Source organism: Nocardia africana NBRC 100379 (assembly GCF_001612635.1).
Classification (GTDB): domain Bacteria; phylum Actinomycetota; class Actinomycetes; order Mycobacteriales; family Mycobacteriaceae; genus Nocardia; species Nocardia africana.
Map to the genome: position 1 here is coordinate 420,950 of NZ_BDAV01000006.1, position 24,474 is coordinate 445,423.

General features: G+C 67.9%; 25 protein-coding genes and 1 pseudogene. 3 read left to right on the forward strand and 23 right to left on the reverse strand.

Annotated features, from left to right (window positions below; all coding sequences use genetic code 11):
• Window positions 1–312: 312 nt before the first annotated feature.
• Entirely contained in the window at window positions 313–1,023 is a 711-nt protein-coding gene (locus NA3_RS10145) for an MgtC/SapB family protein (RefSeq protein ID WP_062963286.1), read from the forward strand.
• A 159-nt stretch (window positions 1,024–1,182) separates the two neighbouring features.
• Window positions 1,183–2,421 carry a serine hydrolase gene (locus NA3_RS10150; RefSeq protein ID WP_227995338.1) on the forward strand — a complete coding sequence of 413 codons (1,239 nt, stop codon included), beginning with the start codon at window positions 1,183–1,185 and terminating at the stop codon, window positions 2,419–2,421.
• Between the two features lie 36 nt (window positions 2,422–2,457).
• Here NA3_RS10150 and NA3_RS10155 read toward each other — a convergent pair whose 3' ends face one another.
• Entirely contained in the window at window positions 2,458–4,782 is a 2,325-nt protein-coding gene (locus tag NA3_RS10155; RefSeq protein WP_062963287.1) for a heavy metal translocating P-type ATPase, read from the reverse strand.
• A gap of 186 nt (window positions 4,783–4,968) precedes the next feature.
• Here NA3_RS10155 and NA3_RS10160 point away from each other — a divergent pair, with 186 nt between their 5' ends.
• The gene (locus NA3_RS10160; RefSeq protein ID WP_218021797.1) at window positions 4,969–6,051 is read left to right on the forward strand and encodes a substrate-binding domain-containing protein; all 1,083 of its coding nucleotides are present in this window, start codon (window positions 4,969–4,971) and stop codon (window positions 6,049–6,051) included.
• Here NA3_RS10160 and NA3_RS10165 read toward each other — a convergent pair.
• The 22 genes and pseudogenes from NA3_RS10165 to NA3_RS10265 all read right to left on the reverse strand — a co-directional run bounded on the left by NA3_RS10165 (window position 5,991) and on the right by NA3_RS10265 (window position 24,458).
• The gene (locus NA3_RS10165; RefSeq protein ID WP_128145132.1) at window positions 5,991–7,430 is read right to left on the reverse strand and encodes a hypothetical protein; all 1,440 of its coding nucleotides are present in this window, start codon (window positions 7,428–7,430) and stop codon (window positions 5,991–5,993) included. The two genes, NA3_RS10160 and NA3_RS10165, sit on opposite strands and share 61 nt — an antisense overlap.
• A gap of 316 nt (window positions 7,431–7,746) precedes the next feature.
• Complete coding sequence (locus NA3_RS36800; protein WP_157126543.1) at window positions 7,747–7,902, reverse strand: hypothetical protein; 156 nt, start codon at window positions 7,900–7,902, stop codon at window positions 7,747–7,749.
• A gap of 207 nt (window positions 7,903–8,109) precedes the next feature.
• Complete coding sequence (locus NA3_RS10170) at window positions 8,110–8,487, reverse strand: DUF5313 family protein (RefSeq protein ID WP_062963290.1); 378 nt, start codon at window positions 8,485–8,487, stop codon at window positions 8,110–8,112.
• Complete coding sequence (locus NA3_RS10175) at window positions 8,480–8,956, reverse strand: MarR family winged helix-turn-helix transcriptional regulator (RefSeq protein WP_062963291.1); 477 nt, start codon at window positions 8,954–8,956, stop codon at window positions 8,480–8,482. The genes NA3_RS10170 and NA3_RS10175 overlap by 8 nt, the downstream gene beginning before the upstream one ends.
• A 283-nt stretch (window positions 8,957–9,239) precedes the next feature.
• Complete coding sequence (locus NA3_RS10180; RefSeq protein WP_062963292.1) at window positions 9,240–10,139, reverse strand: oxygenase MpaB family protein; 900 nt, start codon at window positions 10,137–10,139, stop codon at window positions 9,240–9,242.
• Window positions 10,140–10,531: 392 nt separating this feature from the next.
• Window positions 10,532–10,831 (reverse strand): annotated as a pseudogene (locus NA3_RS10185) (TetR/AcrR family transcriptional regulator); the annotation flags it as partial.
• A 30-nt stretch (window positions 10,832–10,861) separates the two neighbouring features.
• Window positions 10,862–11,581, reverse strand: a complete 720-nt coding sequence (locus NA3_RS10190; protein WP_062963592.1) for an Rv1363c family protein — start codon at window positions 11,579–11,581, stop codon at window positions 10,862–10,864.
• 12 nt (window positions 11,582–11,593) lie between these two features.
• Entirely contained in the window at window positions 11,594–12,787 is a 1,194-nt protein-coding gene (locus NA3_RS10195) for an MCE family protein (RefSeq protein WP_062963294.1), read from the reverse strand.
• Complete coding sequence (locus NA3_RS10200) at window positions 12,784–13,962, reverse strand: MCE family protein (RefSeq protein ID WP_062963295.1); 1,179 nt, start codon at window positions 13,960–13,962, stop codon at window positions 12,784–12,786. Before NA3_RS10200 ends, NA3_RS10195 begins: the two co-directional genes overlap by 4 nt.
• Window positions 13,959–15,062 carry an MCE family protein gene (locus NA3_RS10205; RefSeq protein WP_062963296.1) on the reverse strand — a complete coding sequence of 368 codons (1,104 nt, stop codon included), beginning with the start codon at window positions 15,060–15,062 and terminating at the stop codon, window positions 13,959–13,961. Before NA3_RS10205 ends, NA3_RS10200 begins: the two co-directional genes overlap by 4 nt.
• Entirely contained in the window at window positions 15,062–16,060 is a 999-nt protein-coding gene (locus NA3_RS10210) for an MCE family protein (protein WP_062963297.1), read from the reverse strand. The genes NA3_RS10205 and NA3_RS10210 overlap by 1 nt, the downstream gene beginning before the upstream one ends.
• A gap of 32 nt (window positions 16,061–16,092) precedes the next feature.
• Window positions 16,093–17,115 carry an MlaD family protein gene (locus tag NA3_RS10215; protein ID WP_062963298.1) on the reverse strand — a complete coding sequence of 341 codons (1,023 nt, stop codon included), beginning with the start codon at window positions 17,113–17,115 and terminating at the stop codon, window positions 16,093–16,095.
• Complete coding sequence (locus NA3_RS10220; RefSeq protein ID WP_062963593.1) at window positions 17,112–18,539, reverse strand: MlaD family protein; 1,428 nt, start codon at window positions 18,537–18,539, stop codon at window positions 17,112–17,114. Before NA3_RS10220 ends, NA3_RS10215 begins: the two co-directional genes overlap by 4 nt.
• A gap of 9 nt (window positions 18,540–18,548) precedes the next feature.
• The gene (locus NA3_RS10225; protein ID WP_062963299.1) at window positions 18,549–19,412 is read right to left on the reverse strand and encodes an ABC transporter permease; all 864 of its coding nucleotides are present in this window, start codon (window positions 19,410–19,412) and stop codon (window positions 18,549–18,551) included.
• Between the two features lies 1 nt (window position 19,413).
• Window positions 19,414–20,232 carry an MlaE family ABC transporter permease gene (locus NA3_RS10230; protein WP_062963594.1) on the reverse strand — a complete coding sequence of 273 codons (819 nt, stop codon included), beginning with the start codon at window positions 20,230–20,232 and terminating at the stop codon, window positions 19,414–19,416.
• Window positions 20,233–20,332: 100 nt separating this feature from the next.
• The gene (locus tag NA3_RS10235; RefSeq protein ID WP_062963300.1) at window positions 20,333–20,524 is read right to left on the reverse strand and encodes a hypothetical protein; all 192 of its coding nucleotides are present in this window, start codon (window positions 20,522–20,524) and stop codon (window positions 20,333–20,335) included.
• A 2-nt stretch (window positions 20,525–20,526) separates the two neighbouring features.
• Window positions 20,527–20,751, reverse strand: coding sequence for a hypothetical protein (locus NA3_RS10240; RefSeq protein WP_062963301.1), 225 nt, complete (start codon window positions 20,749–20,751; stop codon window positions 20,527–20,529).
• A gap of 545 nt (window positions 20,752–21,296) precedes the next feature.
• Entirely contained in the window at window positions 21,297–21,536 is a 240-nt protein-coding gene (locus tag NA3_RS10245; protein ID WP_062963302.1) for a ferredoxin, read from the reverse strand.
• Between the two features lie 3 nt (window positions 21,537–21,539).
• Window positions 21,540–22,622 carry an NADH-ubiquinone oxidoreductase-F iron-sulfur binding region domain-containing protein gene (locus NA3_RS10250; RefSeq protein ID WP_062963595.1) on the reverse strand — a complete coding sequence of 361 codons (1,083 nt, stop codon included), beginning with the start codon at window positions 22,620–22,622 and terminating at the stop codon, window positions 21,540–21,542.
• Entirely contained in the window at window positions 22,619–23,185 is a 567-nt protein-coding gene (locus NA3_RS10255; RefSeq protein ID WP_062963596.1) for a ferric reductase-like transmembrane domain-containing protein, read from the reverse strand. The genes NA3_RS10250 and NA3_RS10255 overlap by 4 nt, the downstream gene beginning before the upstream one ends.
• Window positions 23,182–24,159 (reverse strand): FAD:protein FMN transferase, encoded by a 978-nt coding sequence (locus NA3_RS10260; RefSeq protein ID WP_062963303.1) that lies wholly within the window; start codon window positions 24,157–24,159, stop codon window positions 23,182–23,184. Before NA3_RS10260 ends, NA3_RS10255 begins: the two co-directional genes overlap by 4 nt.
• On the reverse strand, window positions 24,156–24,458 hold the full coding sequence (locus NA3_RS10265; protein ID WP_062963304.1) for a hypothetical protein: 303 nt from the start codon (window positions 24,456–24,458) through the stop codon (window positions 24,156–24,158). Before NA3_RS10265 ends, NA3_RS10260 begins: the two co-directional genes overlap by 4 nt.
• Between the last annotated feature and the right edge of the window lie 16 nt (window positions 24,459–24,474).

The window sequence follows — 24,474 nt, forward strand, 5'->3', positions numbered from 1 at the left end:
CCGCACAGGGCACACTCCTCCCTGCTTGCAGGCGTACTACCCGGGTTCGGCGGTTCGAATCAGGCAAATCCCGCCGGCAGGGTTGCCAGGGCCCGATCGGAGGTGTTTACTTCCTTCCCGGCGCCGCCGGCCGGCGCCGTTCTACGCGGGTCGCGTCCCGGAAGGAGGTGGTCGTTGTGCCCGACGACAGTCCCATACGTCGTTTTGCCAAGAATTCACTCGGCGACCACTCTCGTGTCGGCGCGGCTGTGCGGATGTCGCGGTAGCCTGCGCGCACGAGTTCTCGCCCTCCATCGAAGGGTTGTTTTTCTCATGTCGACGTGGGAGATGCTGCTGCGCCTGGCCACCGGTGTCGGTCTCGGCGCGGTGATCGGGTTCGAACGCCAGTACCGGGCCCGGATGGCCGGATTGCGAACCAACGCTCTGGTCTCCGCGGGCGCGGCGTTGTTCGTGCTGCTGTCCGCGCACGGGTTTCACGGTGGCGCCGCCGACCCGACGCGGGTCGCCGCCCAAATCGTTTCCGGTATCGGCTTTCTCGGCGCGGGTGTGATCATCCGCGACGGATTGAACGTGCGGGGGCTCAACACCGCCGCGACGCTCTGGTGCGCGGCGGCGGTGGGCGCGCTCTCCGGCGCCGGGATGTACGGCACCGCGGCGGCGGGAACGGTCGCGGTCGTCATCGTCAATATCGCGTTGCGGGCGGCCGGGCGGGCGGTCGACCGCCAGCCGGAATCGGGTAACGAGCAACCCGCGCACTACGCCTTCACCGCCGTCACCGACGACGCGCACGAAGCGCATGTGCGCGCGCTGCTGGTACAGGCGTTGACGCGCACGGACTTCCGGCTCGTGTCGGTCGCCAGCGCCAATGCCGAGGATGCGGGCCGGGTGGAGGTGCGCGCGGATCTGGTCGGCGATCAGCGCGACGACCGGCAGATGGAATCGGCGGTCAGCCGGTTGAGTCTGGAGCCGTCGGTGACCAGCGTCGGATGGCGCACGGTCGAACCGGTCGCGCCCGGGCTGTAGGGCGGGCCGAGCCGGCGGCTACGCCCGCGAGACCGCCACCCGGGAGCTCGCAGGCGCTCGCCAAGGCGGTGGGAGGGAGCGCTCGCCCGCGAATTGCACAGCCGAGCCCGGCTCGGCGCTCCGACCTGCGTCGATGCCCCCGATCACTATGCTGACGCCGTGAGCAGTGTCGCCCCGATGGTTTCCGTACCCGCCGACCCGGACACCGTGACCGCGGTGGGTCCCGAGGACGACCCCAGCGCGGTGGGACTGCGCCGCGGCGACGTCGAGGCGGTGTGGGAGTCGGTCCGGGCGTGGTATCGGATGGGCACCACTCCGGCGATCCAGATCTGCCTGCGCCGCCACGGTGCGATCGTGCTGAACCGGGCCATCGGCCACGGCTGGGGCAACGCCCCCGGCGACGGTCCCGATGTCGAGCGCGTACCGATCACCGTCGACACCCCGTTCTGCGGTTTCTCCACCGCCAAGGGCGTCGCCGCGACGGTGATGGCGATGCTGATCGAACAGGGCGCCTTCGCGGCGGAAGACCGGGTGTGCGACTACATTCCGGAATTCGCGGCACACGGCAAGGGCCGCATCACCATCGCCGATGTGCTCTCCCACGCCGCCGGGGTGCCGTTCATGCCGGCGGGCTACCGCGGGTTCGACGCCGTCGTCGACGAGGAACTCGCGGTGCGGGCGCTGGTCGAGTTGCGGCCGAGTTGGCCGCCCCGGCGATTCCGCGTCTATCACGCCCTGACCAGCGGGTTGATCCTGCGCCTGCTGGTCCAGCGGGCGACCGGCAAACGCATGCGCGACCATCTCGCCGAACAGGTCCTGAATCCGCTCGGTTTCCGATGGACCACCTTCGGTGTGAGCCCCGAGGACGTCGATCGGGTGGTGCCGAGTGTGCGCACCGGACCGCGGCCCTCCCGGGCCTGGTCGCTGGTGGCCGGCAAGGCGCTCGGCGGCGGCATGAGCGCCTCGACGTCGGAGGAATCGGTGCGCGCCTTCCTCACCGCGGAGCTCCCCTCCGGCAATCTGGTGACCACTGCCTCGGAACTTTCGCGCTTCTACGAAATCCTCTGTCGCGGTGGGGAACTCGACGGTGTGCGAATCCTGTCTCCCGCCGGCGTGCACAACGCGATCGCACCCGCGCCCCGGATCCCGGGCATCGCGGGCCGGGTCAGTCGCGCCGGATTCGAGTTGGGCGGGCGCCGGTCGAAATTCGGCGCACATACCGAAACCCATTTCGGCCGTAGCGGATTGACCACCCAGTACGGCTGGGCCGACCTCGACCGCGGACTGTCCGGGGCGATTCTGACCAGCGGTAAGTCGACCGTGGACACCGAGCGGCCGTGGCAGTTGTGCGCACAGATCTCGGCGATCGTTCCCCGCTCCCCCATCGCCCGGACGTAGCGGCGGCACCCTTTCCGCTCACGGCCGTCCGCGGTATCAGCCACGCCGCTCGGGCAACCGAAGTCGTTTGAGCGACACCGCGTTCAGCGCGACGATGATGCTGGAGCCCGACATGGTCAGGGCAGCGATCTCCGGGCGGAGGGTGAATCCGAAGGCCGGTTCGAACACGCCCGCGGCGATCGGCAGTGCGACCGCGTTGTATCCCACCGCCCACGCCAGGTTCTGATGCATCTTGCGCAGAGTGCCGCGTCCGATCCGCAAGGCGGTGGGCACGTCCAGAGGGTCCGATCGCATCAGCACCACATCCGCGGTGTCGATGGCCACGTCCGTGCCGGCCCCGATGGCGATGCCGAGGTCGGCCCGCGCCAGCGCGGGCGCGTCGTTCACGCCGTCGCCGACCATCGCGACTTTCCTTCCGCCGGACTGCAATTGCGCGATGGTCTCGGCCTTGTCGCCGGGCAACACCTCCGCGATGACGGTATCGATGCCCAGTTCGGCGGCGATGCGGTCGGCGGTGGCACGATTGTCGCCGGTGAGCATCACGACTTCCACGCCCAGATCGTGCATGTCGCGCACCGCGGCGGCGGCGGTCTCGCGCGGGGCGTCGGCGATGCCGACCACCGCGACCGCCTTGTCGTCGACCGCCACCAGCACCGCGGTCTGCCCGCCGTCCGCGATCCGCGCACGGGCGCCGGCCAATTCGCCGAGTTCGATCCCCTCGCGATCCAGCAGTCGCCGGTTGCCGACCACGACGCGCTGCCCGTCGACCGTGGCGACGGCGCCGTGTCCCGGCACGTTCTCGAACTTCTCGGCCCGCGCCGAAGCGATGCCGCGCTCCTGTGCGTAGCGGACGATCGCCTGAGCCAGTGGATGTTCCGATTCCCGCTCGACGGCGGCCACCGTCGCCAGCAACTGGGGCGAGGGCTCCGCCGCCGCGGTCACGAATTCCGTGACGGCCGGCTCGCCCTTCGTCAACGTGCCGGTCTTGTCCAGCACCACCACATCGACGCGCGCCGCGGTCTCGAGCGCCAGCGCGTTCTTGAACAGCACGCCCCGGCGAGCACCCAGCCCGGTGCCGACCATGATGGCCGTGGGTGTGGCCAGACCCAGAGCGTCGGGGCAGGTGATCACCACCACCGTGATCGCGAACAACATGGCCGTGGCGAAAGTGGCACCGGCGAGCAACCATCCCACCAGGGTGGCCGCACCACCGATCAGTGCGACCAGCACCAGCCAGAACGCCGCGCGGTCGGCCAGCTTCTGCCCCGGCGCCTTCGAATTCTGCGCCTGCTGAACCAGATTCACGATCTGCGCCAGCGCGGTGTCGGAACCGACCTTGTCCGCCCGCACGCGCAGGGTGCCGTCGACGTTGATGCTGGCGCCGATCACCGCAGAACCCGGCTGTTTGTGCACCGGAAGACTCTCTCCGGTCACCATCGACTCGTCGACCTCGCTGTCGCCGTCTTCCACGACACCGTCGACCGGGATCTTGGCCCCCGGCCGCACCAGTAGCAGATCGCCGACGGCGACCTCGGCGGTGGGAATCTCCACCTCCTCGCCGTCACGCAGCACCACCGCGCGCGGTGGCGCGAGGTCGAGCAGTGTGCGGATGGCGTCGGTGGCGCCGCCGCGGGCCCGCATCTCGAACCAGTGCCCGAGCAGCACGAAGGTGGCGAGCATCGTCGACGCCTCGTAGAAGACCTCCCCGCCGCCGGTGAGCGTGATCGCGAGCGAATACAGCCATCCCGCCCCGATGGCGACCGCGACCAGCACCATCATGTCGAGGGTCCGCGCCCGCAGCGCCTGCCACGCACCGGTGAAGAAGATCGTCGACGAATAGCCGATCACCGGCAGGCTCAGGATCAGCGCCCACACGTCCTGGCGCAGCCCGAACGGCACCGGCAGATCGATGCCGAACATGTCCGTCGCCATCGGCGACCACACCATCACGAGCACAGAGAACACCAGCGCGACCAGGAATCGGTTGCGCATGTCGGCGGCCATCGCGGCCATCGACATGTCGTGGTGATCGTGGGTGCCGTGGTGGTCGTGCGCGGGTTCCGCGGGTTCGTGCCGGTGCCCGTCGCCGGGGTGGGACGGCTCGGCCAGCGGGTCGCAGACGTGCCGGGGAACCGATCGGCCGGAGCAGTGAATGCCGCAGTCGCGCAACCATTCCCGCAAGTCCTGGACGGAGGTCCGGCCCGGGTCGAAGCCGACCGTCGCGGTCTGGGCGGCGGGATTGACCGTGGCCTCGAGGACGCCGGGGCGGCGTTGCAGGACCCGGGTGGCGACCTCCCGGCGGCTCGCCCAGTGCAGGCCGTTCAGATCCAGTACCACGGTTTCGTGGCCGTTGCCGTCCATGTGCACGACTCCTCTCGACAGGCGAGCGACTACCACACCATATACCCGCTGGGGGTATATGCCAACCGCGGCGCTCTTACCAGCCCCGGAAGGTCGGGGCTCGCCACCCTCATGGGCTGTCGTTAACATGGTCGGCTCGGGGGTGACTATTCGGCGAAGGTTTTGTCTCGGGCGGCGGAGGTTCCGGTGAGGGTTTCGAACTCCCGCGGCGGGCGCGACACCGTCGATATCGCGCTGGTGGTGCCCGGTAGCGGACCGGCGGGACTGTTCGGACCGTCCTGTGAGGCGTGCGCCGCACTGGCGGTGGAGGACATCAATCGCGCGGGCGGAATTCTCGATCGGCCGGTGCGATTGCACACTGTCGATTCGGGCGCGCCGCTGCCGCTGCTGGCCGAACGCATCGATCGCATGATCGGCACCGGCGCCGTCGACGGCGTGGTCGGCTGGCATCTGTCCAATGCCCGCCGGGTGCTGACGCCCCGCACGGCCGGACGGGTGCCCTACGTCTACACCACGTTCTACGAGGGTGGCGAGAATGCCGACGGCGTGTACATGGTCGGCGAGACGCCCGATCACCAGTTGTTTCCCGCGCTGCGCTGGCTGCGCGCGGAGCAGGGCATTCGCCGCTGGTGCATCGTCGGCAACGATTACGTGTGGCCGCGCGAAACCGCCCGGGTCACCCGCGAGGCGGCGGCATTCGGTGATATCGACATCGTCGGCGAGGCGTTCGTCCCGCTCGGCAGTCGCGCCTTCGGTCCCGCCCTCGACCTGATTCGCCGCTCCTCGGCGCAAGGGGTGCTGCTGTTGCTGGTCGGCGCCGACTGCGCCGCGTTCAATCGCGCCTTCGCCCGCGCGGGTCTCGACGAGCATCGATTGCGGCTGAGCATGATGATCGGCGAGGACGTCCTGTACGCGGGCGGACCGGACAGCACCCGCGGATTGTTCACCGCCTCAGGCTATTTCGAGAGCGTGGTCTCGCCCGAGGCGATGGATTTCGGCAGCCGCTACACGGCGCGGTACGGCACCTTCGCTCCGGCGCTGAACAACATCGGCGAATCCTGTTACGAGGGCCTGCTGCTGTTCGCCTCGCTGGCGGAGGCGGCGCGCAGCCTCGACGTGCGCGCTATCGAGCGCCATGCCGCCCGCGTACGCTACGGCGGCCCGCGCGGTGAGGTGAAGGTGCGCGGCGCCCACACCACCCAGCCGGTCTACCTCGCCGATGCCGACGGCGTCGACTTCGACGTGGTGAGCGAATTGCGCCGCGCCTGAACCGGATTCGGCTTCTCCGCGGCCGCGGACCGCGGCGCGAGAGGATCGTCCGGCCGGAGCCGCCCGATGAGTAGCACGATGCCCGCGCAGCCGATACCGATTCCGGCGGCGACGATCCCCGGCACCGCGGTGACGGCGGCCTCCGCGCTGCGGAACCAGGTATGCGAATATTCGATCCTGCCGAGGTCGCGGCCCTGCAGGGCCACGCCCGCGGAGGGCACGAACAGGATGACGATTCCGACGACCGCACTGGTCGCCCGCGGGCCGATCGCACACCCCAGGGCATAGCCGGCCACCGCTGCCAGTGCGATACAACTCGGCACGGTCACCGCCGCGGTCGGCACGTCCACCAGCGCGGCACTCACCGCGGCCGCGATCGACAGCGCGACCGATCCCGCGACGGCCGGCAACGGCAGGCGAATGCGCCATCCGGCGTAGAGCCCGGCGCCCGCGGCCGCGACCACCAGCACCGTCGACCAGGCCGGCCGCGGAACGGTCAGCAGCGCCGACCCCGCCGAGGCGAAGGCCACCATGACCACGATCAGCATGCCGTCGCGTTCGGGAAGCAGCAGCGCCGCCACCGCGGTCGCGAGCAGCAGCAGCGCCCCGCCCACCAGGATCGACACGACCGCGCCGCCGCGGGCCATCCACACGGAGGTGCCCAGCGTCGCGGAGACGATCACGACCGCGGACACCACCGGTTTCAGCGGCACCACCGCGCTGTTGTCCGGTTCCGGTCGCTGTTCCTGGCGAAACAGCACGGCTGTGAGGAGCATCAATCCGAGGGCGGCGAGAATCATCCAGACCGGAGGCGCCCCGCGCAGGATGCCCTCCCCCGGCACGGTGGAGGCGAAATCCGGCGCCTGGGTGAGGTCGGCGAACAGGATCGAAGCCAGCGCACCGAACAGATATCCCCCGGCCGGGGCCCGCCGATGCCAGACCGCCGCGGCCAGACAGCCCAGGATCACTCCGGCGAGCATCGAGTCGACGTAGTTGAGCGTCGACAGCGTCCGGGTCTCCAATCGCACGAGCAGGGTGTGGTTCACCAGCATCGCCGCGGTCGCGCAGAAGACGGTGCACCAGGCCAGGCGGCTGTTGCCGATCGCCGCGGACACCGAGACCGCGATGACGGCGATGAGCGCGCCGGCGGTCAGCGCCAGCGGCATGTTGAAGATCAGCAGGTCGACCTGCAACGCCGACCCCGGCGACAGCCAGGACTGGCTGATCGGCATCATCATGGCCAGCCCGGCGATCCCGGCGCTGACGCTCGCGGCCGAGGTTTCCGCCGCCACTCGCAGCCATTGCGCGTCGGCGATACCGGCCGACAACCGTTGTACGTGGCCCCGGATATCCGGGGAACCGAAAGTCACAGCACTCATGCCGGACTCCGTCCCCAGCAGGTAACGCCTGGTCGTGACTTCCCCGCCGATTCGTTAGCCGAATGATTGCGGGACCGACACTACCGGAGCACGAAAGCCCTCTTTCAGCAGCTGATCACCCGGTAAGAGCGAAAATAGACAATTCGATGATGATTTGCTAACGATACGGTCGCGGCGGGTATAGGTTTCGTATCAATTCCCGCCGCGACCGCGTGTCACCGCCCGTTCACCGCGATCGCCGCCGGTATTCACGGGCGCGCCCGTTGCCGGATCGTGTCCGAGATCCCTGACTCACCGGCTACGGGCGCCACGTGGACTACCGGGCTATCTCGTCGGCGGGCGCCTCCCCGCCCTCGGGTCCGGCCGGGGAACTCGCACTGCGAAACAGCGGACGATGCGCCACCCCGCCGGCAGGTGCCGGCGTCTCGATGGGTACCGGACTGTGGCTGAACAGATTCGGCTGCTCACTCATATCGGATGTCCTTCAGATTCTCACCATCGACGGCCCGTCGGGCCAGCGAATCGGCCGCACCGCTCGCGCGCACAGCGCACTGTGCGATTACCGACAGCACTTACAGTACACCCCCGATAACCGACCGCGGGCGCGACGAGCCGGACCGGTCACTCGGGTCACGGCGCGGAATCGGTTCGGCGGGCACACATTCCGCGACCGCAACGGTCAGCCGCGCCCGTGCCGTAGTTCGTACTGCTCGCGTTCGGCGGCCGCGCGCTGCCGTTCGGCGACGTCGGCCAGTTCGGGATCGAGCCCGTGCTTGAGCAGGCGATGACGCCGGTACACGTACATCAGCGCGATGGTGAAGTAGACCAGCGGGACGTACAGCAGCGCAGCCATCGACAGTCCGATCCACAGCGGGCCCGGGACCAGGAGAAAAAGGCACAGCACGGGGATGATCGGGACCAGGAACCGCACCAGGTAGCGACGCGCGGCGCCCGGGCCGGTCAGATCGCGAAGGACCCACTGCTGCATCGAGGGCGGCAGGGTGGCCCCGCAGATATAGCGCACGCGCTGAACCGGATTCGGCTTCTGCTCACTCATCGGTAGCTCCCTGGGTATCGGCGAGCGCGGCTCGCCGGGCGGCCTCGTTGACGCGGGTCAGCACCTCGCGCAGTTCCTCCAGATCGGCCAGGCTCACACCCAGCCGCCGCACGACCGCCGGCGGGATCTGCTCGGCCCGGCGGCGCAGCGCCCACCCGTCCTCGGTCAGGTCGATCAGCAGTGTGCGTTCGTCGCGCGGATCACGGTGGCGGGTGATGAGGCCGGCCGCTTCGAGCCGCTTGAGTAGCGGAGACAGCGTGGCGGAATCGAGTTGGATCGCCTCGGCGATCGCCTTCACCGACATCGGGGCCTCACCCCACAGCGCCAGCATCACCAGATACTGCGGATGGGTCAGCCCCAAGGGCTCGAGCAGCGGGCGATACACCGTCAGCACCGATCGATTCGCGACGGCCAGGGCGAAACACACCTGCCGGTCCAGCCGCAACGGATCCTCGACGTCGGTCGTCATGCCCACCTCCTCGTGTCGAGGCCAGATTAGCGCGCTAATAGTTAGTACACAAACTATTAGTGCGCTATCACACAGCACCCAGCGCGACCGGCCGCATTTCCCGACGGCCGGCCGAGCTCGTGGGTGTGATCGACCGGACCGTCTGTCCGGGCTCGCTCCGCCGGGGGATTCCAGGTTCCCGTCCGCCCTGCGGCGAGCCCGGATTGCCATAGCGGAGCCGGGCGGGTCGACATCCTCCACCGCACGCCTCACGGTCGGCGGTTGCTGTGCTGCGCAGATGAATTCAGACGAGAGCCTTCTGCTTACGGATCCGCCGCTGTACATCCCGCATCATCATCTTCGTCCCGGAGAACCGAATGAACTTGGGGATGAAGCGGTTCACGAATCCCACGAAGAGGAACAGATGCTCGAATCGGCGCTGATCGGCCGCACTCCACCGCACGCCCATCTGCTCGCGGAAATGCGGAGGCAGGAATCCGGCGGTGAGGAAGCGCAGCAGGCCGCCGAAGAGCAATCGCATGGACCAGTGGATCATCCGAAGATGCAGCAGGTCACCGATATACGCCCGGAAGGCGTCGTCGACGATCACCTGACGGCAGGCCTCGACCCAGTACTCGTCGAAGTCGGCGCGCGTCTTCGGCCACATGTCGGGATGCACCTGCAGCGTGGTGCCGAAGGTGTCCGCGCCCTGATAGAACGCCTCGAGTTCCTCCGGTGACATCTTGCCGTTGATCAGCTGGTGGGAGTCCTCGAAGCCGATGTAGATACAGGCCGCGACATACAGCTGCAGATTCCGGTCGAAGGCGTTGTACTTCACCTTCGCGCCGGGCTGGGACCGCACCTGCCGATGCGCGACGTTCACCGCCTCCCGGAATTCCTTCTTCTCCTCGGGCGTCCCGAGAATCGCCACGGCCAGATACGAAGCCGTGGTGCGCAGCCGCTTCCACGGATGCACCATGAGCGCACCGGATTCCACGGTGCTCTCCATGACACCGGCCGCCACCGCGGGGTGCGCGAACTGCATCGCGACGTTGGCCGCGGCGCCGGCGAACATCCAGAAGTCCAGGGCGTCGGGCAGTTGCGCGGGGCGCTTGCGCGGTGAGCGATGGAAGTCCGGAATGTGAATGCGCGTCTGCGCCAAGGTCCGCGGCGGCGTCTGCGCGACATGCGTTGCCGTTGTCATGCGAGTCCTCTCTCGGAACGTTTCGCCGGCGCGACCGGAGATGCGCCGGGCCCCGCGCTCCGGGCGCGGGCGGTGCCGCCGGGATCGGCGACACCATGCGACACGGGAGACCGAGGGGCCCACCCGGCCGACCGGCTCGTTTCGGAGCCGACGCGACAGCCACCGACGCGCGGTAACCGGCGCTCTCGCGGATTTCTCCCTCTGCCACGGCGACACTCCCTCGGCCCCTCCTCGGGGTCGGCCCGGCGCTCACTATGTTACTAGCAATTCTCATATGATCAACCGGTCGACCCGCGGTATACCCAGTACTTCTGTCTACTAAGTTTCGGCAAATTCATCCGATGTCACGTCTATCGCGCGGCAAGCCGTCCGAACAACGTTTCGGCGTCGTGGCCCAGCACCTCCGCGGGCAGCGTCACCGCCGTGACCGCGGCCGCGGACAAGCGCAGCAGTTCCTCGCGGAACAGCGCGTATTTGCTCGGGTAGTGCCGGTACAGCGCGGCCGAGGAAATCCCCAGCCGGGCGGCGATATCGTCCAAGCTCACGCCGTGATAGCCGAGCGATCCGAAGGCCGCCGCCGAGGCGGAGGCGATCTGCGCCCGGCGGTTCTTGGGCCGGCGGCGAATCACCCGCTCGGGATTGTGCGTGGCCGGCGCCGTCGCCCTCGCGCGACCGTCCTGAGCGCGACTCACACTGTCTGCCAATCTGTTTCGCGCAGAACGCTAGGGCTGCGGCAGCGGAGTCAGCGGCGTGCTGATCTTGTCGACCAGCCAGCGGTCGCCCTGCTTCTGCAGTCGCATCACCGTCGACAGCTGTCCCGGTTCCGGTTTGCCCTGGGTGCCCAGGCTGGTGATGGTCTGGCCGATCACCACGATCGCCTCCGCGGAATTCTTGTCCCCGGAGCGGATCGCGCACTGCACATCGGTCGACTTCGCGACGACCTCCCCCTTGGCCAGGACGTCGCTGAGGTCCTTGCTGTTGGATTCGAACTGCTTCTTCCACTCACCGGAAGCGCCGGCCAGCACATCGCGGACGTACTGGTCGAGGTGTTTCGAATCGTAGGTCGAGACCACGGGACCGTAGGCGCAGGCGGCCTGGCGGGCCTGCGCCTGTGCCTCCAGCACCTCCTCGTGATCCTTGTTCTGCAGGTAGAAGTAGATGCTGGTGCCGATCGCGGCGCCCAGCACCACGGCCACCGCCGCCCGCAGGCCGATCCGCACGCCGCGTCCCCCGGCAGCCGGACGCAGGCGTGCCGGCAAGGAAACCTTCGCCACGGGTGTCGTTTCCACCGGCTTCGCCGCACCGGGCTGTGAGCCGGTGGTATCGGATGTCCCCGCCGCATCCGATCCGGCCCGCTCGGACGTCGCGGCCGTCTCCGGCTCGTCGACGGCCTCGGTCGTGGGTCCGCGCTCCTCGGCGCATCCGTTTTCCTTGTCGCTCATCGACATTCGCTCCTAGTTGTCGGGTATGGGGCCGGGCGGGACGGGCCGCGACAGTTCGTTGCCGGTGACGCCCGGCGGCGGCCCGGATCCGTTGTCGGGGACATTCGGCCGCGGCGCATTCGCCGAACCGCGCACCTGCAGTGCGGGATCGGCGGTGAGGCAGTAGTTGTACAGCCGCACCCGGGTGTCGGTCATGATCTTGGTCGGAGTGACCGGAATCGTGTCGTAGTCACAGGTCGGACGCGGCCAGAAGTCGGCGAGTGTGTGATACGCGCCGTCGTGGGCGGGCACCCCGAGCGCTTGAATGCCTTGGCGCAGTGCGGGAAACAGCGCTTCGATCGCCGGCTGACGCAGTTTCGCGGCCTTGGTGATGGCGACGAAATTGGTGACCAGATCGGTCAGCGGATCCTGATTCTTCGCCACCACGTCGCCGAGCGTCACCAGCTCACCCGGGGCCTGATCGAGGAATTTTCGAATTTCGTTGTCGGCGGCGGTGGCCTGCTGGAACAGCGCGCTGCCCGCCGCGGTGAGGGTGCTCAGGTCGGGCTGGGCATGCGAGGTGGTCTCCGCGATCACCCGCAGGTTCTCGAGCAGCTGCTGGGTCTGCGGCAGCAGATCCGACAGCCCCGCCATCGCACGGCTGATCCCGGAGATCATGGTGCGCAACCGATCCGGGCCCCCGCCCAGCGCCGTGTCCAGCTCGTCGACGATGACGGTGAGCCGGTCCGGATTCATCCCGCCGATGAAGCCGCTCAGGTCGGTCAGCAGATTCTGCACCGGAATCGGCACGCTGGTGCGCGCGCGTTCCACGACGGCGCCGTCGGACAGGTACGGACCGGTATCGGCGTCGGGCCGGAAGTCCAGGTACTGCTCGCCCGCCGCGGACAACCGGCCGACGTGCACCACGCCGCCCACCGGAATCTTCGCGCTGTCGTCGATTTCGGCGATCGCGTCGATTCCGTCACCGGAAACCCGCACATCGGCGACCTTGCCGACCCGGGTGCCGCGGAAGGTCACGTCGTTGCCCGGGAGGATGCCGCCCGAGGTCACCAGCTGCACGGTGACGGTGAACGTGTGCGGAAAGGGGTTGAACCGCAGCACATATCGGGCCAGATATCCGGAGCCGATCACCAGCACCACGATCAGGCTGAGGTTGGCCAGAGCGATGCGCCGGCGCACCACCCAATTCCACAGCGGTGTATTCATCGCTCACCACCCTGCTGGGAAGGGTCGGCCGGCGCGCCGGGTGCTTCCGGCTGCGCCGCACCCGGTACCGGCTGCGGCGGACTGATCACCCGGCCGAACACTTTCTCGAATACCTGCGCCAAACTGCCGGCGAAGGCCGGAACGTCACCGATTTCGGGCCACCGGCTGCCGTGCGGATCGCTGAGCGCACCGATACTCAGATACGACACCACCGGCATGACGGCCAGTCCGGAACCCCGCAGGCTGGCCATCAGCGGCGGATAGATGTCGTTGAGCCCGTCGAGTGCCTCGGTGAGATTGCCGCCCATTTCCGTGAAGCCCGACATGAGTTTCTGAATGCTGTCGAACAGGCTCAGGAACTGCGGACTGGTGGTGTCGGTGAAATCGCCCAGCGCCGCCATGGTGGTCGACACCTTGGTGGTGAGATCCACGATGCGCTGGTTGTTCTCGTTCACCAGCCCGAGCAGTTGCGGGAAGGTATCGGCCGCCGCGCCGAGTTCCTTTTTGCGCCTGGCCAATTCACCGGAGAGCGTAGTCAAACCCTGGAGTGTGGCATCGATATCGCCGGTGCGCTGATTGAGCGCGGCGATCACGCTGGTCATCTCGCTCAGCAGATGCGCCAATTGCGGTCCCCGCCCGGCGAACATCGAATTCATCTGCGTGGTGATCTGCGCGGCCTGGTTGATACCGCCGCCGTTGACCAGCATGGCCACCGACATCATCAACTGCTCGACGGAGGCGGCGGTGCCGGTGTGATCGACGCCGATGGTATCGCCGTCGCGCAGCGGCGGGCCCGCCTCCTGCGCGGACGGCAGCGTCATGGCCACCGACATATCGCCCAGCGGCGTGGCCTGGCGCAATTCCGCCGTCGTCCCCCGCGGCAGCACGATGTCGGAACGAATCCGCATCCGCACATCGGCGACGAAATTCGTGGTCTCGATACCGGTGACGGTGCCGATATCGGTGCCGCCGATGCGCACGTGGGCGTGATCGGGCAGATTCAGCACATCGGTGAACGCGGCGTGCACGGCGTAGCCCGGACCGCCGATGCCCGGCTTGGGCATCGGCACATTCTCGAGTGTCAGCCCGCATCCGCTGATTCCGAGGGTGGTGGCGGTCGCGACGGCGGTGACAACGATGCCGCGACGGAAGGTTCTGCGCTGTGATCGTGTCATTTTCCGCTGATCCCCAACAGTGCGGCGGTGAGTCCGAAATCGGGCCCCATATCGGCGATCCTTCCGGTCCGGCAGCCGTCGAGGCGCATCATGACCCGCTCACAGAAGGTCGACAGCGCTTCACCGTCGAGCACGGATTTGTCGAGCAGGCCGTGCAGGCGCAGCGCCTGATGTTCGTAACTGGTGGCATTGGCCAGGTTTTCGAACATCAGGGGCGCGACATCGACGATTTCGGTGAGATTGCGGGCATTGGCGCGCATCTGATCGCTGATCGCGACGAACCGGCTCAGGGCACCGGCGAGCTGGTCCTTGTTCTGCCCCACCACGGTTGCGGTATTGGCGACGAAATCGTCGAGCTGGGTGAGCACCGCCTGCAAGCCGGGCGCCTGATCTCCCATCAACGTCAGCAATTCGGTGAGCCGGCCGCTGAAATCCCGCACGGTCTGATCGTTCTGGGCGATGACCTGGGTGATGTCGTTCAGTTTGACGATCGTGTCGGAGATCTGATCCTTGTTGGCGAACGTCGTCTCGAACGCGCCCGACAGCGCGTCCAGCGTCTCGCGCAGTTTGTCGCCGTTGCCGTCGAGCAACGGGAACAACACCCGGCTCGCCATCGGGCCGGTGTCGCTGTCACCCTTCAGCGACGCCCCCAGCTGGTCGAAGGTCTGCATGATGCGGTCGAGCTCCACCGGTGTTCTGGTGCGCGGCAACGGAATATGGGCGCCGTCGGCCATGGTGGGCCCGGTTCCGTCGTAGGCGGGCGCCAATTCGACGTGGCGGTTGGTGATCAGCTGCGGATTCACCAGTGCGGCCATGGCATCGGCGGGTAGCTTCACGCTCCTGTCGACCTTCATGACCACCTGCACATAGGTGCCCTTGGCCTCCACCGCGTCGACCGTGCCGACCGGCACACCCAGCACATCGACCTCGTTACCGGCGTACAGCCCGGCAACAGTGTCGAAATCGGCGCTGATGCGCATGGTGTCGCCGAGCACCTCGTTGGTGGCGGTGCCGAGCGAACCCGGCAGCAGCGAGCAGCCCGAGCCGGCGGAGGCGACCAGGCACACCGCGGCGAGTCGGGCCAGTGCGCGCAGTGTCATCACTTGCACCCCTGAACGACCTGTGCGAAACAGATCCAGTTGTCGGGGAACAGTCCCCACGGCACATACACATCGCCGTACGGTCCGTTGCCCACTACGTTGTTGAACTGCCGCACGGTCACCGGCATGATCTCGTAGAGCCGGTCGAGGTTGGCCTTGTTCTTCTCCAGCCCCTCGGACATGGTGTTCAGATCCCGGATCATCGGGCCGAACTGGTTGTTGTTCTCCAACCCCATGTCCTGCAGCAGCTTCGACAGTGCGGCGACGTTGTCGAGCAGGTTCTTCAGCAGCTGCCGGCGCTTCTGCACCGCCTGGCCGATGGCCTCGCCGCGCGTCAGCAGCATCAGCACGCTGTTCTGGTTGTCGGCGACCAGCTGGGAGACCTGATCCATCCCCTTCAGCAGGGTGTCGACCTCGTCGCGGCGGTCGTTGATCACCTTGGCCAGTGAGCCGATGCTGTCGAGCGCCTGCACCGCCAGCTGCGGCGAATCACCCATCTGCCGATTCATGGTGTCGAGCGCCTCCCGCAACTTCTGCGGGTCGATCCGCTCGATCCGTTCGAACGACGCCTTGTACTGCGGGTCCTGGATCACCTTGCTCAGGTTGTAGGGCACGCTGGTGTGATCGAGTGCGATCCGGTTGCCCGGCAAGCCTTTTCCGTTCCCCGGCACGAGGTCCACATGCAGCCGCCCGAGGATGGTCGACATCTTGATCGCCGCCCGCGCGTCGGGTCCCAGCCGCAGATCGCGGCGCACCTTGAGATCCGCGATCACCTTGGCGCCGTCGAGCCGCACCGCCCGCACCGCGCCCACCTCGATCCCCGAGACGTCGACGGTCGCACCGGCGCGCAGACCCGCGGCTTGCGCGAATTCGGCGTGAATCGTCGTGTCTCCCAGCCGCGCCTGGGTCAGCGCGCTGGAGCCGAGCAGCAGGGTCAACACGGTCGCCGAGGCGATCAGGCCGAGCCGCAGGTACCGGTTGCGCAGGAATTCGAACATCTTCGGCAATCTCGGTCGCGAGAACCTCGCCCTCACCGGCACACCTCCGAATGCGCGTTGCCACCGATCTGGGAGAACAGGCCCGGCGGCAGCAGGACACCCCACAGCGAGACGTCGAGTCCGCAGAAGTAGGCGTTGCCATAGGCGCCGTAACTCGAGAACTGGGCCACCCGGTTCAGCACGTTCGGCAATTGCACCGCCGCCCGGTCCAGCGCCGCGCCGTTGAGCAGCAGCAGCGCCACACCGGTGGTGGCCTTGTTCTGCGCGGCCGCGATACCGGGCTCGAGCTGGGCGACCAGCCCGACCAGCGAATCGGTCGAGGCGGCGACCTGATCGACAGACGACTTCAATGCCTCACCCTGGGCGTAGAGCCCGTCCATCAGCGAACGGGTCTGGGTGATCAGGGTTTCCAGCTCGTTGCTGCGATGCGCGAGGCCCGCCATCACACTGCTGAGGTTCGAGACCACGTCGCCGAGGATCTTGTCGCGCTGCCCGAAGGTTCCGGCCAGCTGCGCGGCCTGGGTGATCAAGGTGCTCAGCGAGACCTGATTGCCCTGCAAGGCCTGAATCAGCGTCTCGGACAGCGAATTCACCTGATCGGGTTGCAGCACCGAGAACAGCGGTTCGAAGCCGGACAGCAGGGCCGACACATCGAACGACGGCTCGGTGTGCTCGAGCGGAATGCGCCCGCCCGCGAGCAGCGGCGAGCCCGCTTCCTTCCCCGGCGCCAGCGCGACGTAACGCTGACCGATCAGATTCTGGTACCGCACCATCGCTTTGGTCGTGGTGGTCAGATGCTGAGTGCTCCGGATGCTGAATTCCACACCGGCCTTGTAGTCGCCGACGAAGTCGATCTTGTCGACCCGGCCGACGCGCACGCCCGCCATCCGCACGTCGTCACCGACCCGCAGTCCGAGCACATCGGAGAACACGGCCGAATACCGGCTGGTCGAGCCGGGCACCGTGCGTTGCAGGGTGCCGTAGATGGTGGAGGTCAGCGCGAGCGCGACAATCGCGAAGAGGCCGAAACCGATCAGTGCCTTCGTCGATTTCATTGCGTCACACCGCCTTCCGGCGCCTCGCCCACGGTCAGATAGCCACCGGCGAGCACCGGCCCCAGCAGGAGAAGCTGCGCCGGATTCGGCGTGCCGCCCACCACCGCGGCGACCGCGGCCGGCCCGCGCAGGGCGGCCGGACGGGTAGCCGCCGGATCGGCGGGGGTGTCGCGGTAGGCGGCCGGCGCGGTGATACCGGGAATCAGTGGCAGACTCGGCAGACCGGGCAGCGCCGGAACGCCGGGCAGAGCGGGCAGGCCTGGAATCAGCGGCTGCTGCGTCGGCGTCGGACGGGGTCCGGCCGCGTCGAGCCAGCGGGGCAACTGCTGTTGCGGATATTCTTGCGGCGGAGCCACATTCGGCACCGTCGCACCACCACAGCGCGGACCGTACTGGTCGCCGTAGTGCGGGCAGTCCTTCGCGGTGTACTGCTGGAACGGCGTGAGCGAGGCATCCATCGCCCAGACCATCTGATGCTTCGGGCCCCAGTGGAACGTGGTTTTCAACCGCTGCAACGCGGTGTTGAGGTTGGCGGCGGTGAACGGAATCGCCTCGGGGTCCTTGGCCAGTCCGCCGAACAGATCGTCCAGACCGGCGACGAGGAATTTGCCCGAATCCGGATTCCGCGCGAACAGGTTGTTGACCGATTCGACGGCGCCGCCCGCATTCGTCAGCAACGCAACGAGATTCGAGCGGCGCTCGGTGAGTGTGCGAGCCGTCGTCACCGAATCCGACAGCACTCCCACCAGTTCCGGCGCCGACTGGCTCAGCGCGGTCGCGGCGCGGCCCAGATCACCGAGCAGGTCGCCGATATCGGGAATGTCGTGCACCTGGGTGAGCCAGGTGTCGAGCCGTTCCACGGTCGAACCCGGCATCCGTGCCGAGGGTTCCAGCGCCGCGGACAGCGTCGCCAGCACCCGGCCCAGCTTCTCGGGCTGAATATTGCTCAGCACAGTGCGCAGGACGTTGAGCGTGGTCTGCAATTGGATGGTCGCGACGCCGGTGTCCTGCGCAATGGTCGAGCCGGAATGCAGTGTCACGGCGTCGGGCCCGTTGTCGACCAATTCGATCGCGGTCACGCCGAACAGGTTGTCGGGGACGACACGGGCGGTGACATTGGCCGGAATCGCCTCGGCGACATTCGGTTTCAAGGCGATATCGGCGCGCTGCCGCTCCCCTTTCGCCACCACCTCGACCGAATCGACGGTGCCGACGACCATGCCGCGGAATTTCACGTCGGCATGTCTGGGCAGCCCGTCTCCCGTGCTGGTGAGAACGGCATGGACAGGAACTTTCTCGGTGAAATAGCCGGTGTAGCGCAGCGCCAGCAGATACAGCAGCGCGGCCACCACGAGCAGCATCGCGAGACCGGCCAGCGTGAGCCGGCGAGCGGTCGCACCGCGGCCACTGGGATCGAGAATCACGAACGACACCTATCCTGAGATCCGGAAACCGGGGTCGATGCCCCAAATAGCCAGGGTGAGAAAGAGATTCACGAACACCATCACGACGATCACCATCTTGATCGCCCGCCCGGCCGCCACCCCGACCCCCTCCGGCCCGCCGCTGGCGACGTAGCCGTAGTAGCACTGGATGAAGGTCGCGAGCAGGGTGAAGATCACGACCTTCAGCAGCGAATAGAAGACGTCCGGCCCGATCAGGAACTGGAAGAAGTAGTGGTCGTAGGTCCCCGCGGTGGTGCCGCCGAGGAACAGCACCGTGAGTTCGGTGGTCAGGTACGCGGCGGCCAGCCCGACGCTGTACAGCGGAACGATCGTCACCGTCGCCGCGATCATCCGGGTGCTGACCAGGTACGGCAGCGGCCGGATCGCGCACGATTCCAGCGCGTCGATCTCCTCGGAGATCCGCATCGAGCCGAGTTGCGCGGTGAACCGGCAGCCCGATTGGATCGCGAACGCCAGGGTCGCCAGGATGGGCGCCAATTCCCGGGTGGTCGCGAAACCGGCGATCGCACCGGTCAGCGGGCTCATGGTCAGGAGGTTCAACGCCGTGAACGACTCCATTCCGACGATGATGCCGCCGAACGAGCACAGGATGAACACCACGCCGATGGTGCCGCCACCCACGATCAGTGACCCGTTGCCCCAGCTCACATCCGCGGTCAGCCTGGCGAGTTCCTTCCGATAGTGCTTGACCACGAACGGAATCGCGGCCACCGCCTGGAAGAAGGTGATGGTCTGATGTCCGAGACGCTGATTCGCGTGCACCGGCACGAGCACGGCATTGCCGACCGCCCGCAGCGGCCGGGCCGCGGGCGGCGTGTAGGAGCTGGCCATCTCAGGCGACCTTCGTCGGCAGCAAGGTATTCGACAGCTGGGTGAGAATGATGTTGGTGGCGAACAACATCAACGCGGAGCTGACCACCGCGGAGTTCACCGAATTCGCGACTCCGGCCGGGCCGCCGCTGGTGTGTAGACCCACGTCGCAGGCGATGATCGCCGTGAGCGCGCCGAAGATCGCGGCCTTCGTCAAGGCGATCACCAGGTCGCCGGCCACCGCGAACGACGCGAACGAGCCGATGAACGATCCGGGGGTACCGGATTGGGCGTACACATTGAACATGTATGCCGTCGCGAATCCGACGAAAACGATGAAGCCGCAGAGCAATATGCTCACCAGCACCGCCGCGGCCAGCCGCGGAGCGACGAGCCGGCGCACCGGATCCACACCCATCACCCGCATGGCGTCGATCTCCTCGCGGATCGTCCGGGATCCGAGATCGGCACAGATCGCCGAACCTACCGCACCGGCGATCATCAGCGCGGAGACCAGCGGCGCGCCCTGACGGATGATCCCCAGTGCGGCAACCGAACCGATGAACGTCGTCGCGCCCACCTGGTTCACCAGCGCACCGATCTCGATGGACACCACCACCGCGATCGGAATGGCCACGAACACCGTCGGCGCGGCCGAGACGTTGGCCATGAAGGCGCACTGTTTGATGAATTCCTGGTACGGAAACCGGCGTTGGATCATCGCGACGAAGAGCTGAACGAACGCCTCCCGCCCCAGCGCGACCTGCCGGCCGAGGGTTTCCAGCGAGCGTTGCGGATGCCGGCGCCAGAGGTTGCCCGCGGCATCGACGAGTCGCTGCAGTTCGCCCTCGTCGGCGGCCGGCCAGGGCGGAGCCGGCGGGTCCGGCCGATCGGAGGCTCGGGTCGACGTCACAGCGGTGTTCCTTTCTCACGCGCGCGGATCATCCGGGAAGGTTCTCCGAGTAGTGCTGCAGGAGCACCAGCAACGCCCCCAGGAGTGCGATCCCGGCGCCCACCACACACACCGCAGCTGCCCACAGGCCGAATCGGAGAACGGGATTGACCTCGATTCGCCCACCGAGGACCTTGACACCGATCACCACGATGTCGATGAGCCATACCAACGCCATCATGACTAGGTCATGCAGACGTTCGAGAAGGTGAGCACGGGCCAGCACACGATCGATCCCAGGAACGAGATGATCACGTCGATGCCGTGCATCTGCTTCAGGTGCGAGGTGTGCGTCAGGGTCCAGATCACCCCGATGACGCCGTAGGGCACGGCGAGAATGATGAGTGTCCCGAGGAATTCGGACACCTTCATCTCGTAGCTCAACAGCCGATCGAGTCGCTTCAGCATTGCGACGCAAGTCCTTTCACCCATCGGCCGGACATCCGGTGCACGCACCTCCCGCACACACCGGATACGGGCACCCTTGCCCGCCGGGCGCAGTCCCGCAGTCATCCGCGGACCCGCAGAACCGTATGTTACTGAAAATTCTCGGCTTGTGAAGCCGTTGGGCCGAACTCGTCGGACGACGAATATTCGGTGATCACAAGATTGCGCGGCACCGACCGAGCTGCCCGCTGTGCGCGCGAAGTTACCGAGAATTCCTGCACATCGAGGCGCGGAAGGATTAGCATGAAAGGGTGCCGCCGGGCGGCGCAATATCGCCGCTGTCCGATCGCGCGAAATTCTCAACTACTTCGGCACATGCCAGGCCTGCGGCTACCCGGCACAGGCCGTCCTGCGCACCACGCTCTACAGCGACGGCACCATCACCGATGCGGTCATCGCGACCTGCGCCTCGCCGTGCGGGTGGTCCGGCACATCGGCGCCCACAGTGATGACGGTGCGCACCGAACTGTGGCCTCGAAAGTGCTGGGCGCCAACGTATCCGGCCGTCAGCATACCGGTGGACCGACCCAGCGCAGGGCAGCGGCCGGGCAGAGTTCGATCGCCTCGGTCGCGAGCGCGGGGTCCGGTTCGGAGTCGCTGAGGACCGGATAACCCCAGTCGTCCAGAACTATCTGCTCCGGCAGCACCTGCGCGCAGATGCCGTGGCCGGTGCAGGCGATGCGATCGACCGCCAGGACGCCGGACGGAGGCCTGGTGATGCCGAGGGCTCGAGTTGTCAGGGACACGATTCATCCTTGCTGTGGGGCCGAAAAACGTTCGTGTCCCCGGCTTTCGACGAGAAGGGATCCGCCGAACACATCCAGGGCGGAAGCCAGGAACCGGGCCACGCCGTCGGGAAAGCGGCACGCACCTCGCCCCGGAACCCGAGTGAGCCTGCGGAGGAGACGCTCGGCGGTCTCGGCCGGGGCACGCCGCTCGAGCAGGTCGCTCAGATCGTCACGCAGCGCGGGCAGTCCGAACATGCACGGGCCGCACTGGCCGGCGGATTCTCCTGCCGCATAGGTCAGCGCGGACAGCACCACCTGCCACGGTTCCCTGCCGACGGCGAGAACACGAAACGCGCCGACGCCGGTCCCGATTCCGAACGGCGCCAAGCCTGATCCCGACCACAGCGTATGTCGCGCCTCGGCGGGCAGGAACCCGCCGCTCAGACCGTTCACCCACAGCGCCTGCGGGACGGTGGTGAAACCGCCTGCGCGATCGATGATTTCGGAGAGGGGCAGCCCGGCCTCCGCGGCATGGACTCCGGGGTTGCGGACGCCGTCGGCAACGGTCACCAACCGCGGGCCGGGCTCGTCGGGCGTGCCGTAGGAACGGAACCAGCCCGGACCGTATTCGGCGATCTGCTGAATCCGCCACACCGTTTCGACGTTGAGTACCAGCGTCGGTGCCAGCCGCCGCCCACGCGGGTCCCGTCCGCCGACGGTGATGGGCTCGAACCGCATCACCGGTCGCGCCGGACCACCGTGCGCCAGCCGGACCAGCGCCGACTCCTCCGACGACACGTACCGCCGGGGGACGGCGAGGGTGTCCACGCCGGCCGCCTCCAGACGGGCCAGCGTCTCGGAACCGCGATGCGCGGCCACCCGCACGCGCTGCGTTGTGATGCGCCGGGCGCCGTCGAGCACTTCGGGGAGATGGTGCGCGACAACCCAGCCGTCCTTGGCCGAATTCAGTTCTCCGTCACACGCATTGACGATCAACTCCGCCCGGTGGCGGGCCGCGAGTTCGAGTTTGGTGGCGGTGGGAAAGTTCGCGCCGCCACGGCCGCGCAACCCGGCGGCCGTCAGCAGGTCCGGCAGCCCGGTCACGTCCACTCCTGAGCAGCGATGTCCGAGCGGCGATTCCGATCCGCGTCGGGAACGACCCACCGCCACGCGGCGCCGACCACCAGCGCCACACCGCAGCCGACGGTCACGGCGAGCAGCGCCGGATCCGCGGCCGAGGACATCGTCATTCCGTGGACGACCGCCAGCGGCGCCATCGCGTACCCGAGCAGGTGCACCGCACGCCACAGCCGAGCCGGCAACCGGTGGCGCAGCAGCGATGTCGCGACCACCGCCAGGACGATGTCCACGGCGAGGGTGCCCAGCGCGACCCACTGCCGCTGGTAGCCGGCCGTGCACGGCACCACCGTCGACAGCCATCCGAGATCGACGTATGTGTCGACCGTCGCGGTGACGATGTGCGCGGCCAGGAAGACGATCAGGCCCAGGGCGAGTGTGCGATGCAGTCCCATCGCCACGGCCGATACGGCGAGCCGGGGCCGCACCCGCGCGGCCGTGAACATCCCGAGCAGCGCCACGAGAGTCAGCAGGACGAGAGTGACCACACCGGCGGCGCGCGAGACGTACCACAGCCACGGACTGGTCATGACACGTGCCGCTTCCGCGCCGCGGCCGGGACGGGCCACCCCGGAGTCGTCACCACCTCGTGGTCGACCGTCATCAGGCAGGCGGGCACGCCGCGATCGGTCAGCCAGCGCGGCGCCTGGTCGTCGAGGATGATCGCGGCCGTCGAGGCCGCATTCGCCTGCACCGCATCGGGTCCCGCGCAGGTGACCTGTGCCCACCGCGTCCGGGCGGACCGGCCGGTGCGCGGGTCGATGATGTGGTGCCGGCGGATGCCGCCGCGCGTCCACGTGCGCAGTCGTGTCGACGAGGTCGCGAACGCCTGCCCGGTCGAGGTGACGACCTGCACCACGACGTCGTTCCAGTCCCGCACGCCGATGGACCAGCCCTGCGGCGGGACCGCGCCCGCCACGGCGATATCGCCGCCCAGATTCACCAGATAGCCGCCGGGCCCGGTCGCGCCCAGCTCGGCGGCGATCGTGTCCGCCGCCCACGCCTTCGCACTCGCGCCCAGATCCAATGCGGTTCCCGCGGACAGCGTCACCTCCCTCTGTTGCTCGTCGAAAAACATGTGCCGCAACGGAATCGAGCCCCGATCGAGCACGGCCGCGCCCACGTCGCCGCGGGCGCGCACCACATCCAGGTCGTCGTCGTAACCGCAGGCGATCAGCGCCGCCCCCAGGGAGGCAGAGACCAGCCCCGAGGTCAGGCGCTGGGTGCGCATCGCCGCCCGCAGGCAGGACCCGAGGGTCACGCCGACCGGGATGCGCACGTGCTCCGACCGGTCCCGGCGCGCCTCGGCGCTGCGCGCATTGATCACGGCGAGTTCGGAATCCGCGCGAAAGCGTGAGGCGGCACGATCGAGTTCGTCCAGCCGCGCGCGGACCAGACCGGCCGCGCGCGCCAGCTCCCGGGCATCGGTGCAGACCACCGCCACCGATGTTCCGATCGCCGGAAACGTCTCCGAGGCCGCCGCCGCGCCTCGTGAGGTGCTCATGACCCGGCGGTGTGCTCGTGCGGATCGCGGTCGGAATCCCGCACCGGCGGCGTGGGCGTCCACTCCCCCGGCCGGCCGCTTTCCGGTTGTGGTGCAGGAGAAGTCGGCGACGAGACCGGATCGGTCGTCCGCACGTCGACGGGCACGCGCTCCACGGTTCCCGGGTGTTTCGCCGCATGGCCGATGGTGCCGCCCTGTGCCGCCAGTTCCACGGCGAGTCCACCGACCGCGACCGTCGCGGCGACGAATATCCCGGTTGCGCCGCGCCGGATTCGCGAGAGATTCGGGTTCGTTGTCATCTCTGTTCTCCTTCGC